This window comes from Paraburkholderia sp. J67, from assembly GCF_905220265.1.
In the GTDB taxonomy this organism is placed as follows: Bacteria; Pseudomonadota; Gammaproteobacteria; order Burkholderiales; family Burkholderiaceae; genus Paraburkholderia.
On record NZ_CAJMZK010000056.1, the window covers coordinates 1 to 12,543 of the forward strand.

Annotated in this window: 13 protein-coding genes and 1 pseudogene; 9 read left to right on the plus strand and 5 right to left on the minus strand. The window is 63.5% G+C overall.

Translation table 11 applies throughout. The annotated features are described in order from the left end of the window. The 4 genes from U5782_RS40845 to U5782_RS40860 form a co-directional block, all read left to right on the plus strand. On the plus strand, positions 1 to 215 hold a 215-nt coding region (locus tag U5782_RS40845; protein WP_322049551.1), incomplete at its 5' end, for a hypothetical protein. Between the two features lie 94 nt (positions 216 to 309). Then, entirely contained in the window at positions 310 to 1,359 is a 1,050-nt protein-coding gene (locus U5782_RS40850; RefSeq protein WP_322049552.1) for an aromatic ring-hydroxylating dioxygenase subunit alpha, read from the plus strand. Between the two features lie 79 nt (positions 1,360 to 1,438). Continuing rightward, positions 1,439 to 1,756, plus strand: coding sequence for a 2Fe-2S iron-sulfur cluster-binding protein (locus tag U5782_RS40855; protein ID WP_322049553.1), 318 nt, complete (start codon positions 1,439 to 1,441; stop codon positions 1,754 to 1,756). Between the two features lie 20 nt (positions 1,757 to 1,776). Then, on the plus strand, positions 1,777 to 3,000 hold the full coding sequence (locus U5782_RS40860; RefSeq protein ID WP_322049554.1) for an NAD(P)/FAD-dependent oxidoreductase: 1,224 nt from the start codon (positions 1,777 to 1,779) through the stop codon (positions 2,998 to 3,000). Between the two features lie 49 nt (positions 3,001 to 3,049). Here the strand turns inward: U5782_RS40860 and U5782_RS40865 are convergent, their stop codons facing one another. Further along, complete coding sequence (locus U5782_RS40865) at positions 3,050 to 3,688, minus strand: TetR/AcrR family transcriptional regulator (RefSeq protein WP_322049555.1); 639 nt, start codon at positions 3,686 to 3,688, stop codon at positions 3,050 to 3,052. A 202-nt stretch (positions 3,689 to 3,890) separates the two neighbouring features. Between U5782_RS40865 and U5782_RS40870 the strand changes: the two genes are divergently transcribed. Then, positions 3,891 to 4,388 carry a pyridoxamine 5'-phosphate oxidase family protein gene (locus U5782_RS40870; RefSeq protein WP_322049556.1) on the plus strand — a complete coding sequence of 166 codons (498 nt, stop codon included), beginning with the start codon at positions 3,891 to 3,893 and terminating at the stop codon, positions 4,386 to 4,388. Between the two features lie 25 nt (positions 4,389 to 4,413). On the opposite strand, the gene U5782_RS40875 is transcribed toward U5782_RS40870, so the two are convergent. Together U5782_RS40875 and U5782_RS40880 are read right to left on the minus strand one after the other, a co-directional pair. Continuing rightward, positions 4,414 to 4,983 (minus strand): thioredoxin, encoded by a 570-nt coding sequence (locus tag U5782_RS40875; RefSeq protein WP_322049557.1) that lies wholly within the window; start codon positions 4,981 to 4,983, stop codon positions 4,414 to 4,416. Positions 4,984 to 5,074: 91 nt separating this feature from the next. Further along, on the minus strand, positions 5,075 to 6,946 hold the full coding sequence (locus U5782_RS40880) for a tannase/feruloyl esterase family alpha/beta hydrolase (protein ID WP_322049558.1): 1,872 nt from the start codon (positions 6,944 to 6,946) through the stop codon (positions 5,075 to 5,077). A gap of 321 nt (positions 6,947 to 7,267) precedes the next feature. Here U5782_RS40880 and U5782_RS40885 point away from each other — a divergent pair, with 321 nt between their 5' ends. Further along, entirely contained in the window at positions 7,268 to 8,008 is a 741-nt protein-coding gene (locus U5782_RS40885) for an SDR family oxidoreductase (RefSeq protein ID WP_322049559.1), read from the plus strand. 15 nt (positions 8,009 to 8,023) lie between these two features. On the opposite strand, the gene U5782_RS40890 is transcribed toward U5782_RS40885, so the two are convergent. After that, entirely contained in the window at positions 8,024 to 8,650 is a 627-nt protein-coding gene (locus U5782_RS40890; RefSeq protein WP_322049560.1) for a TetR/AcrR family transcriptional regulator, read from the minus strand. A 190-nt stretch (positions 8,651 to 8,840) separates the two neighbouring features. On the opposite strand from U5782_RS40890, the gene U5782_RS40895 reads away from it, so the two are divergent. Continuing rightward, positions 8,841 to 9,674 (plus strand): aldo/keto reductase, encoded by an 834-nt coding sequence (locus tag U5782_RS40895; RefSeq protein ID WP_322049561.1) that lies wholly within the window; start codon positions 8,841 to 8,843, stop codon positions 9,672 to 9,674. A 56-nt stretch (positions 9,675 to 9,730) separates the two neighbouring features. Here U5782_RS40895 and U5782_RS40900 read toward each other — a convergent pair whose 3' ends face one another. Further along, complete coding sequence (locus U5782_RS40900) at positions 9,731 to 10,396, minus strand: TetR/AcrR family transcriptional regulator (RefSeq protein WP_322049562.1); 666 nt, start codon at positions 10,394 to 10,396, stop codon at positions 9,731 to 9,733. A 309-nt stretch (positions 10,397 to 10,705) separates the two neighbouring features. Here U5782_RS40900 and U5782_RS40905 point away from each other — a divergent pair, with 309 nt between their 5' ends. Both U5782_RS40905 and U5782_RS40910 read left to right on the plus strand, forming a co-directional pair. Further along, on the plus strand, positions 10,706 to 12,268 hold the full coding sequence (locus U5782_RS40905) for a DHA2 family efflux MFS transporter permease subunit (protein WP_322049563.1): 1,563 nt from the start codon (positions 10,706 to 10,708) through the stop codon (positions 12,266 to 12,268). An 86-nt stretch (positions 12,269 to 12,354) separates the two neighbouring features. Beyond that, a pseudogene (locus U5782_RS40910) lies at positions 12,355 to 12,543 on the plus strand (MarR family transcriptional regulator); the annotation flags it as partial.

Sequence of the window (12,543 nt, forward strand, 5' to 3'; positions counted from 1 at the left end):
GGGCGACGCTAATAGACCGACAAGAAAACAAGAAAATGCCAACCCCGCCAGAACCACGACGAAACCGGCGCAAAGAGCGCACGAGAACGACTACCCGCAAACAATTCCCACCAGGCGGAAACAAGTTCGCTCAATTTAGGGTACTCACGAGTACCAAAAATCCACAAAAGGCCGATAATGCCAAACATGCGATGAGCACTCGCGCGTTAATCTGAGCACCAGAAGCGCACTAACTACTGCGCAAGCGCCATAGCCAAACAAAAAAAGCACCCCAAAAAACCAAAGAGTGACAACGATCAGGAGAAGACAATGGAAGGGATCTTGAAGAACGCCTGGTACATGGCGGCATGGGAATCCGAGCTCGAATTGGGCAAGCTGGGCCGGCGCATAGCGGACATGCCCCTCGTCATATTCCGCAACAGTGAGGGCGATCTCGCAGCACTCATCGACCGTTGCCCACATCGCTTCGCACCTCTTAGCATGGGCACTGTAGAGAACGGCAATATCGTCTGCCCCTACCACGGCCTGGGCTTCGACCAGTCAGGCAAATGCGTGGTAAACCCGTTCTCCGACCGCATCCCGGCAGGCAGCATCGTGCGCTCTTTCAAGGTCGTAGCGAAAGACTCGATCGTCTGGATCTGGCTCGGCGACGAAGAGAAGGCCGACACGTCGCTACTGCCCGACTACGGCTTCCTCAACGAAGCGCCGGATAACCGCGTACTGCGCGACTATCTGAAACTCGCTTGCCACTACGAATATCTCGTCGACAACCTGATGGACGTCACGCACATCGAATGGGCGCATCGCAACACGTTTGGCGGTCGCGGCCTGATTCAGCACGGCAAGCACGAGACGCTGCAAAAGGGTAACGAAGTCTGGATCAACTGGTCGTTCCAGGATGTGCCAAAGCAGCCGATCCCCATCTATCCAGACGAGCAGATTCCCTGGGCACGCACCGATATGTGGATCGACACGCGCTGGAACGCTCCCGCGAACGTCATGCTCGACATTGGTCAGACTGCGCCCGGCATGGGTCGCGAGGCGGGTCTCAAGCAACTGCTCGCGCATATCGTGACGCCCGAAACGGCGACGACGTCGCATTACTTCTGGGGCGTCGCGCGCAATGTGAATCTCGATTCGGTGGCCGAGGATCGTCGCATCGCCGGCCTGCTGCGCGGCGCGTTCGAGCTCGAAGACGTGCCGCTCGTGGAAGCCGCGGCCAAGGTCGTCGAGGGTGAGAACTTCTGGGATCTGAAGCCCGTGCATCTGGGCCCGGATATCGGTTCGACGCGCGTGCGCCGCACGCTCGAAACGATGGTGCGCAAGGAAGCCGATGCCGCGAAGGCAGCCGCGCAGTAAGCGCACGATTCCAGGAAGAAAAGGCGGGCGCCGGGCCTGGGCCCGGTGCATTGAATAGAGTCGCTCAGGTGGTGATGTGATGGCGCAGATCAAGCTGGTGTTAAGGGACGGCAGTCAGTTGGATGTCGAGGGCAAGGAAGGCGAGAATCTCATGAAGATCGTTCGCGATGGCGGCGGTTACGAATTGATGGCGCTGTGCGGCGGTGGGTGTTCGTGCGCGACCTGTCATATCTATGTCGACGAGCGTTTCATTGCGGATCTGCCGCCACTCGCGTCCGACGAGCACGAGTTGCTCGATTGCTCGGGCCATCGTCGTGCGAATTCGCGGCTGTCGTGCCAGGTTCCGTTTCATGCGGGACTCGACGGCATGCGCATCGAGATTGCGCCCGAGGAATGAGCGGGCGATCGGGAGGGGACGTGAACGATCACGATGTGCTTATCGTGGGTGGCGGCCATGCGGGCGCGCAGTGCGCGAGTGCGTTGCGGCAGTTCGGCTTCAGCGGGTCCGTGGGGCTGCTGACCGACGAGTTGGCATTGCCGTATGAGCGTCCGCCGTTATCGAAGGATTATCTGAGTGGCGAGAAGACGCGCGAGCAACTGGCGTTTCATCCGCCGGAATTTTGGGCCGACAAGGCGATCGACGTGCGGCAGGGGCAGCGCGTAGAGGCGATCGACGCTACGCGGCGCGAGGTGCGTTGTGTGGGCGGCGGGGTCTATCGCTACGGTAGCCTCGTGTGGGCAGCGGGGGGCGAGGCGCGCAGGCTGTCCTGCACGGGAGGCGATCTCGCTGGCGTGCATGTCGTTCGCACGATTGCCGACGTGGACCGCATCCGTCACGAACTCGCCGACGTGCAGCGCGTAGTCGTCATCGGCGGCGGTTTCATCGGTCTGGAATCGGCGGCGTCGCTCAGCAAGATCGGCAAGCCGGTTACGGTCGTCGAGGCGTTCGAGCGCGTGCTCGCACGCGTGACCGGGCCGCATCTTTCGGGCTTCATCGAGCGCGAGCATCGCGCGCACGGGGTCGAGATCTGCGTGAATGCCCGCATCGAAGCGCTCGAAGGCGAGCGTGCCCGTGTGGGCGGTGTGCGCTTGCAGGACGGGCGTCTGTTGGCGGCTGAACTCGTGATCGCCGGCATCGGGATCGAGCCGGCTGTTGCGGCTTTGCAGGCGGCGGGCGCGCGCGGACAGAGCGGTGTCGATGTCGATGCACAATGCCGCACGAGTCTCGACCATGTCTATGCGATTGGCGATTGCGCGCGTCAGGCGCATGCGTTTGCGGGTAACCAGATGATCCGGCTCGAAAGCGTGCAAAATGCCGTCGATCAGGCGACGCTCGTCGCCAGCGTTCTCACGGGGCGGCCGCTGCCGACGAAATCCTCGGTGCCGTGGTTCTGGTCGATGCAATACGATTTGCGTTTGCAGATGGCCGGACTATCGAGTGGGTATGACGATGTGGTCGTACGCGGCGATCCTGCCTCGCGCGCGTTTTCGATTGCCTATCTGCGCGATGGTGTTTTAATCGCGATCGATGCGATCAATGCGGTGAAGGACTTCGTTCAGGGTCGCGCGGCGATCGGTAAGGGTGTACGGCCGGATCGAGCCGCGCTTGCGGATCCATCCATCGCGTTATCGACGTTGTAGTCCACCCTCGATCGCGCGCACCGGCATGGGGCGCGCTTTACCGTGCGACTCAAACGGCAACGATGAAGCGCGTCACCACTTCTTCGATCTTCGCCGAGACTTCGTCGAAATCCGGCGTCTGGCGATAGCTGATCGCCGCAATCAGATGCGTAGCGATCACGGCGCCGAACAGCATGTCGGCGATCCGGTCGGCATTTACCGCCACGATGCGGCCCGCTTCAACGAGAGCCCCCAACTGCGCGACCAGAAAACGCTTGCTGCGGTCGATGCCCTGCTCGTAGTAGTGCTCGCGAATGGCGGGCGAGAGTTCGGATTCCGCAATCACGATCCGGCTCACCATGATGTGGCGCTCGCTCAGCACGTAATGCGCGATTTCGTTGAGCGCTGCCGCGACGATGGCAGCAGGCGTGCGCGCGGGATCGACGCTGCATTCGTGCGCGGGAAAGGATTGCACGTCGACCACGAGCGCGCGGAACAGCGACTCCTTGGTCTCGAACGCTTCGTAAAGCGTGCGTTTGGACATTTCGCACTGCCGGGCAATATCGGCCATGCTGGTTGCGGCATAGCCCGAGTGCCGGAACAACTGTTCGGCCACGTTCAGGATCTGCTCGCGGCGGGCTTCCGGCGAAACGGAGGCCGGGCGGCCCCGTCCGCGTGCGGGCGGGATGGAAGGCGAAGGTGCGCTCAAGGGGATCCTGGCTGCGTTTCGGAGGTGGACGAAGCTCCATTTTATAGGTCGATGTCATGAAGCGGCTACAGCGTTCGACGTCGAATATCGGCACTGCGACGATAAGCCGTTCGCCGATGGTTTGACTTCGCCGTAGCCCTCAAGTTAAATGGCGCATCGATCACGCCGTTTGAGTGAACGGCCACCGCACGAGGAGAACGAGATGAAAGAGCATGAGGACGTATACACGGAGCCGCATGCGGAGCGATCGCTGCCGTTGCAAGTGCTACAGGATTTCGACGGCGAGCATCTTGAGGCCCGTCTTGGCGAGGCGATCCGCCTTTCTACGGTGGGCCCGGACGGCTGGCCGCACGCGGCGCAATTGAGCGTGGGTGAAGTGCTGGCCGTGCGGCCGGATGAATTGCTCATCGCGATCTGGCCTACTTCGCATACCACCCGGAATCTGGAACGCGACGGCCGCCTCACGATATCGCTCGTGCACGACGGCGCGCTGCTGGAGATTCGCGGCAAGGCGAGCGCCATTGCGGACCACAAGACGAAGCTCGATCTGAGCGTGTTTCGCGTGAAGATCGAGTCGGTGAACGAGCATCGTGCGAAATATGCCGACGTGCTCAGCGGCGTAACGTTCCGCCTGCACGAACCGGACAAGGTGCTCGCGCGCTGGCGCGAGCAGATTGCGATGTTGCGCGAACTCGTTTGAGTGCGCGCAACGCAGCGCGTAGCGCTTAACGCAGACGTTCTGCCCATACCGCGACTTCGTCGCGGCTGCCGATCTTCGGGTCGACGATACCGTCGATCATGAAGGTCGGCGAAACGTGGATGCCGTTCTGGCGCGCATACTTCGCGTGCCATTTCACCTCGCTATCGAGTCCCGGAATCGCGAACGCTTCGCGCAAGGCGAGGCCGCTGTAGCGCTCGATGCGCGCGATGATGTCATTGGGCGTGGCGTCCATGTTCGGGCCGCCGCAATGCTTGTCGAATTCGAACTCCTCGCGATGCGCGGCCACGGCGGCCATCACCGCCTTCGCGCTTTCCTTGCCGCCCGGCAGCGTCGACGCCGCCAGAATGCAGCGCACGATCACGCCCGAATACATGTGCCAGGGCTGCGATTGCAGGCGGATTTTCACGGTGACCTTGTCGGCGCCGGCGGCTTCGAGCAAGGCATCGAGCTTGCCGAACGCGCGCACCGAGTGCGGGCAGGTTGGCTCGAGAAAGACTTCGAAGCTGCGGGGGCCGTGGCCCCAGGTGAGAGGATCGGCGCGCCAGTCAGGCGTGGTGGAATCGGCTTGCGTCATGGTGGGGTCCTTGTTGCGTAAGAAAGGGGCAATGGATTGCGAAGCCGCTTGCGAGGGCGCGCAAGCTACGCGCCCTCGCTGCTTCAATGGTTCATTGCGAAAGCGGGAAGATCTCGTCGTCGCGCACGACGTACTGTTTCTGGAAGCCGGGGCGCAGCATGAACGCGCCGTACCAGTCGATCGTTTCGGGCTCTTTCACGGGGCTGGGCGCAGGGCCGTAGCTGGATGCGAGCGACGGATCGCCCTTGCCGAGGTAGTGCGCGATCTGCGGGAACGGATAGATCGGCCGGCTTGCGAGCGCGGGCTGATTCGGGATGGCCACGGGCGGCAGTGCGGCGCGTCCGCCCATGCCGCCGCCGCGGCCGTCGCTGCCGCCTTGCGGGCCGCTCGTCGGCGGCGCGCCGTGCGGCGTGCTGGCGCCGCTGGCCGGTGCACCCGGGCCGCCGGGTCCGCCAGGTCCGCCCGCGCGGGCAGCGATGCGATCCGCACGCAGGCTGGCCGGCGCGGTGCCGTGTTCCACCCAGGTCATCAGCGGGCTCAGCGTATCGACCTGCGCGAAGCCATCGCCGCCGCCGCAATGTCCCACGCCGGGAATCATGAAGAGGCGCAGGAAGTGAGCGGCCGCGGCGGCGCCCATGTCAGCCTGCACGGCGCGATAGTAGGCGATGGAGATCATCGGCGCGATCGAGAAGTCCGCCCAGCCATGCCACATGATGAGCTTGCCGCCGTGCGCCGCGAACGCGCGCAGGTCGGGATTGGTCGCGTCGTTGAGCGGATGGAGTTCCTGCATGCGCGTGAATTGCGCCGTCGTGAACGGGAAGGTGGCGGCATCCGATTCGGCCTGCGTGGGCACGAGATTGACCACCGGCACCATGCTGCCAAAGAGCGCCTGGGACATCACGCGCGCGCCGGCTTCGCGCGGCACGAACGAGCCCCACATCAGCTCCGAGCCGGGTTCGAGGCCGCCCGGCAGGAAGCGATGGCCCTCAGAATCGGTCGGGCCTGTGTAGATCTTCTGCGCCACACTCCATTGCGCGGGCGTGAGGCAATTGGTCGTGTCGGTCGCGCCGGTCTTGCACGCGACCCAGCTTGCCTGCACATGGCACGCGCGCGGATCACTCAATAGCCCATCCTTGACGCCGTCCAGTTGGTCGCAATGGGCGATCACGGCTTCGTGCAGCACGCGCAGTTTGGGTGCGAGCAAGATCGGTTGGCCGTTGCTGTCGCGATTGGCCGCAACGGTCCACGCATGAAAGAACGAATTCTGGATCTGGAACAGCATCGCGGGCGCACCCGCCGAGATACCGTCGAAATCGTCGGGATAGCGCTGCGCTTCCATCAGGGCTTCGCGACCGCCATCGGAGCAGCCGGAGAAATACGCATAGCGCGGCGCGACGCCGTAAAACGCGCGCATTAGCGCCTTCGAGGCGAGCGCTGTGAGATGGTTCGCGCGATAAGCGAAATCGATGCGCTTTTGCGGATCGCTGACGAATGCGCCTTCATCGGGTGAACCCATGCGGCCCGTGTGGCCCATATCGGTGGCGGCAACGGCGAATTCCCCGTCGAGCGCGGGGCGGCAGTCCCCGGCGTTGCCGATGCTGGCGTTGATCATGCCGCACAGGCCGCCACAACCCGCCTGTAGATAACGTTGGGTCCACTTCCGGGTCGGCAGGTCGAGCTTGAAGCCGATGGCAGGCGCGATCGTGCCGCTGACTTCGCAGAACTCGCCTTGAGCGGTGCTGATGCGCTTTGTTTCGATCGAAACGGGTGCGCCAACGGCGGAATCGAGCTTCGCGTGCGCGAGCGCTTCACAGCTTTGTACAGGCGCAACCACGGACAGTGGCGCACCCGGATCGGCGAGGGCCGGTGAGGCGCGCAGCAGCGCGAGCGAGGCGAGCAGACAGAGCGCCACGGCGAGCGCAGCGGTTCGCTGGGTAAGGAAACGGAAGGAAGTGGCGTTCATCGGGAGAACCGGGCTTGGCACTTGTGTGCCGGAGGATGAATGGCGAAGCGGCCGTTCTGGCTTCAGGAATGATGTTCTTAGCATTTTTTGCGCTTCGGTGGCGTGCGCGTAACCGGGTGATTAAAAGAATAGATAAGCCGATAAACAAAAAGCATGGCGATGCCGGATGGTGCCAGCCCGTGCCGGTTGCAGCCTCTGGTCAGTCACTTTCAGTTACGTTGCGGCCGGTCACATGCAGGCGTGCCGACCGCGCGATTCTGCAATCCGTTGTAGCATCCAGATACTCATCGGAATCTGAAGCATTCTAGGCTGGAGCGGAACATGACAGCAGATCTCAAGGGTCGACGTGTGGTAATCGTCGGCGGTACGTCGGGCTTCGGCTTTGAAATCGCACGCATGGCGCGTGACGTGGGCGCGCAAATCGTCATCACCGGGCGTGACGCGCAACGGCGCGATGCCGCGCTGGCGGCGCTCACTACGCCGGATACGCCAGCGGGCTCGGTGCGGGCGCTCGCGCTCGATGTGGCCGACGATGCCTCGCTCGATGCCTTCTTCGCACAGGTCGATTCGTTCGATCATCTTGTGTCGATGGCGGGTGGTGCGATGGGTGGCGGTTTTCTCGAAGCGCCGCTGGAAACGATTCGCGGCGCGATCGAGGAAAAATTCTTCGCCAATCTGCGGCTCGCGCGTCGTGCGGCGCCCCATTTGCGCGACGGCGGCAGCCTGGTCTTTACGGCCGGTTCGGGCGGCCGTGCGCACAACGCGTCGGGTGCGATTGTCGGCAACGATGCGATTCGCACGCTGGTGCAGGGCCTTGCGATCGAACTCGCGCCGCGCGCACGCGTGAACGCCGTGGCGCCGACCTGGACGCGCACGCCGCTCTGGCGCAACGTCCCGGCCAGCGAAGTCGAGGCGATCGAACAGCGCTTCGCCGCGCTCATTCCGCTTGGCCGCACGGCAAAGGTGGAAGAGGTGGCCTCCGCCTATCTTTTCCTCATGAGCAATGGCTTCGTGACGGGCCAAACCCTCGCCGTCGATGGCGGTGTGACGCTCGTTTCGTGAGCGCGTCCCGATTCGTTATCGACGGGTTGCACGCTTGCCGGACGCCGAAGAAGGCGGGTTCGCCAGGAATACGCCTTGCAAGGCCACGCGCAGCAGATCGCCCGCAGTGGGTTGGCTGACGAAGCTCATCGCGGGCGCGTAGGTCAGCTCGAAGACGAGCGCGCCGACGGTCTCGGGCGATGGCATGGACGTGGGGGGCGAGGTGGGGGCCAGCGCAAGCAGCCGCTCGCCGAGCGCTCGCCATTGCGCACGCAACACTTTTTCCTGCGATCGGCGGAAGGTGGTGGCGGGCCTGGCGAGGCGCGCGTATTCGACGATCAGCGCGGGCCAGTTGCCTTTGCGCGAGTGGCGGTCGGCCCAGCGCGCGAGCGCGTCGATGGCGTCGTCGATCGTCTGTGCGCCTTGCAGGGCGTCGAGGATCGAGGCAAGGCTCGCCTTGCCATGCGCGTCGAGCACGTCGAGGAAGAGCCCCTCCTTGCTTTCGAAGTTCGAGTAGACCGCGCCCTTGCTGAAACCCGCTTCGTCGGTAATGCGTTCGAGCGAGGTGGCCGCGTAGCCGTCGCGCGTGAAGAGCGTCTGCGCGACGCTCACGAGCTTCGCGCGGGTCTGCGCCTGGCTGGCTTCGCGGGTGATGCGGGTCATGCGGGCCATCGTTGTCGTCCTTCGCGGGGGATTCGCATCTGATGCGGTGGCGTGGGGCGGCAGCGCGGCCTGGTATCCGGATACCCGTCGGTATCCAGGAGCGGCGCACCCGGCTTTATTGTTTGACAGATGAGGCGCGCAGGCCCGCTGCTTGCGCGCATTTTACCAAGGACATTTTCGAGGACATGGCATGAAGATCAATCCGGCGCCCCTTATCAAACTGGCTAACGGCGTGGCGATGCCGCAGGTTGGCCTCGGCACCTGGCCGCTAGACGACGCGGGTGCGGCGCAGGCCGTGAAGAGTGCACTCCAGATCGGCTATCGGCTCGTCGATACGGCCGAGAATTATGCCAACGAAGCCGGCGTGGGCGAGGGTATTCGCCAGTCGGGCGTGGCGCGCGAGGACGTGTTCGTCACCAGCAAGTTCAACCGCCAGTGGCATAGCGTGGCTGGCGTGCGCGAGGCCTGCGATGCGAGCCTCAAGCGTCTCGGTCTGGAGTATCTCGATCTGTTGCTCGTGCACTGGCCGAACCCGGATCAGGATCGTTATGTGGAGGCGTTCGAAGGGCTCGTGCGTCTGCTCGAAGCGGGCAAGGTGCGGGCAATCGGCACGTCTAATTTCAAGCCCGTGCATCTACAACGTCTGTTCGATGCGGGCTTCGTGCCGCATGTGAACCAGATTCAGCTCGATCCGTGGCACGCGCGCGACGACATCGTGGCGATTCATGCGCAGCGCGGTATTGTCACGGCGACCTGGAGCCCGATTGGGCGCGGTGGCGAACTGCTCGCCGAGCCGGTGATCGCGTCGATCGCGCAGCGCTACGGTCGCACGCCCGCGCAGATCGTGCTGCGCTGGCAGACCCAGCGCGGTTTCGTGCCGGTGCCGAAATCCGCCGACCCGGCGCGCCAGGCACAGAACCTCGACCTCTTCGATTTCCGTCTCAGCGACGAGGAAATGACCGCCATCAGTGCGCTAAAACGCGCGGAGTCGGACATGCTCGACGCCGACGTGTTCGGTCATTGAGCAACGCTGACGTTCACGCCGCGCGGGCGTCTCGAGCCCGCGCGCTCAAGCCCCTTTCAAGGGCGCTTGACGAAGGCGAACGCGAAGGTCTGCACGGCCGCTTCCACCCAGCGGTCGATCTGCGCATCGGAAGGACGCGCGTCGGGATGCATGAGGCACTCCAGTTGCGCCTCGCCGCGCACGATGCTGATGAAGAGCGCGGCGGCAGTCGGAAAGCCTACGGTTTGCACGTCGATCAGGCCACGTGCTGCGCCCCGTTCGAGAAATTGGGCGACGATGCTGGCCACCACTTCCGGCCCTGCCGCGTAAAAGGCGCGCCCCAGCTCCGGGAAGCGCGGCGCTTCCGCGACGATCACGCGGTACAGCGCGAGCCCCTTGGGCGACACAATCAGACTGAGATACGCGCGCGCGAGCTGGGTGAGCGAGTGCGTGATGTCGTCGCTTTCGAACTGCATGTCGCGCAGCGAATCCGCGAACTGGCCGCATTCGCGTTGAATGACGGCGGCGAATAGCGCCTCTTTCGTGGGCCACGCCGCGTAGACGGTGGATTTGGACACGCCGGCCTCGCGCTGGATCATGTCGGTCGTGGCGGCGCTAAAGCCGTGGGCCAGAAAGATCGAGCGTGCCGCGTTCAGGACGATGTCCGCCTTGCTGGCGGCGGGTGTCGTATCGGGGGTGCGAGGGCGGCGCGCCGGTGCGCCGGATTCCTTTTGCGTCGCCATTTTTCGGTGTAGTTGCGATGACGGTGTCGCGGGATCGTAACACAGCGAAGCGCAGGCTTGCGCGCGTGTGTACCGATCGGTTCGATTTTTGTTGACGTAGCAGGAATGCGCTCTTATTATGCTGTACCGCTCGGTACTTGCCGCTCGCGGGAATCGTCCCCTTATTTTTTGGGATGCGTCCCCACACGAGCAGGAGCGCCGGGCCTCGATTCACCGGATCGCAGGCGTACCGCGCTAATACGCACGTCAGTTTAATCAGGATTGCAAAATGAGTATGGAATTGCGGAACACGGCTTCGCGGGGTGCAAGTTGAATCCGCCGGCAGCCAACCACGCGCCGCCGCCGCCATTGACCGGCGGCCGCCTTGCGCTCGGCACGCTGGCTGTCGCGCTCGCGACGTTCATGAATGTGCTGGATTCGTCGATCGCCAACGTCGCCATTCCCACCTTGTCGGGCAGTCTGGGCGTCTCGGTGGACGAGGGCACGTGGGTCATTACGGTCTTTGCGGCGGCCAATGCGGTCTCGATTCCGCTCACTGGCTGGCTCACGCAGCGGCTCGGCCAGATACGCCTGTTCGTGGGCGCCATCGTGTTGTTTACGATCGCCTCCTGGCTGTGCGGCATGGCGCCGAATCTGCCGGTGCTGCTGGCCGCGCGCGTGTTTCAGGGCTTGACGGCCGGGCCGCTGATTCCGATGTCGCAGGCGATCCTGCTCGGTTCGTGGCCTAAGCAGAAGTCGTCCACCGCGCTGGCGCTCTGGGCAATGACGGCGACCGTGGGGCCGATTGCGGGGCCATCGCTCGGCGGCTGGATCACGGACAGCTATAGCTGGACCTGGATCTTCTATATCAACATTCCCGTGGGCATCTTCGCGGCGATCGTGACCTGGACGATCTATCGTTCGCGCGAGACGCCCACGCGCAAGCCGCCAATCGATCTGGTCGGGCTCGGTCTGCTGGTGGCATGGGTCGGCACCTTGCAGGTCATGCTCGACAAAGGCAAGGATCTCGACTGGTTTCATTCGCCGGTGATCATTGCGCTGACGATTGCAGCCGCAGTCAGCTTCACGGCCTTCGTGATCTGGGAGTTGACGGAAGAACACCCGATCGTCGATCTGCGCCTGTTCGGCCAGCGTAATTTCCTGGGCGGCACCATCGCCATTTCGATCGCTTACGGTGTGTTCTTCGGCAATCTCGTGCTGTTGCCACAATGGATGCAGGAGTATCTCGGCTATCGCGCCGTCGATGCGGGTCTGGTCATCGCGCCGATCGGCATTTTCACGGTGCTGCTTTCACCCGTGATCGCGAAGGTGCTGCCGCGCGCGGACGCGCGCATGATCGCTACGCTGGCGTTTGTTGGCTTCGCGGTCGTGTTCTGGATGCGCTCGAATTACATCGTCGATATCGACACGTATCACCTCGTCCTGCCGACGCTGCTGCAAGGCATTCCGATGGCGATGTTCTTCGTGCCGCTCACGGCGATCATTCTCGCGGGGCAGCCGCCGCAGAAAATTCCGGCCGCAGCAGGGCTCTCGAATTTCGCGCGCGTGTTTTGCGGCGCGGTGGGAACGTCGCTTGGGGCGAACGAATGGTACGACCGCACCGTCGTGCATCATGCGCGGCTCACGGAGCAGGCGACGCCGGAGAATCCTGCGTTTACGCAGTTTCTCGACTTTCTCGCGAAATGGGCGCACCTCGATACCGCGGCGGCCCACGCGACATTTGGGCAACTCGTCGACACGCAGGCCGCGATGCTGGGACTCAACGACGTGTTCTGGATTTCGGCGGTGATCTTCATTGCGATCATTCCGCTCATCTGGATTACACGCGCGGGCAAGGCAGGGGGCGGCGGCGCCGATTCGGCCGCGCATTGAGGTCGCAAGCGACACCGCTTCACAACGAACTTCAGGAAAACATGACAAGCGTTTCAATCCCTCGCCCGCGCGCGCAACTTCGCGTGATGACCACGTTGGTTGCTTTCGCAACGGTCGTGACGATGACCGGCTGCGCAAACTATATGGGCATCAAGAGCGACAAGACTCTCGCGCAGCCGCAACAGTTCGAGACTTCGCAGAGCATTCCGGCCCAGGGTGGCCAGTGGCCCACGCTCGACTGGGCGCAGCAGTTCGGCGACTCGCAACTGCCGAAG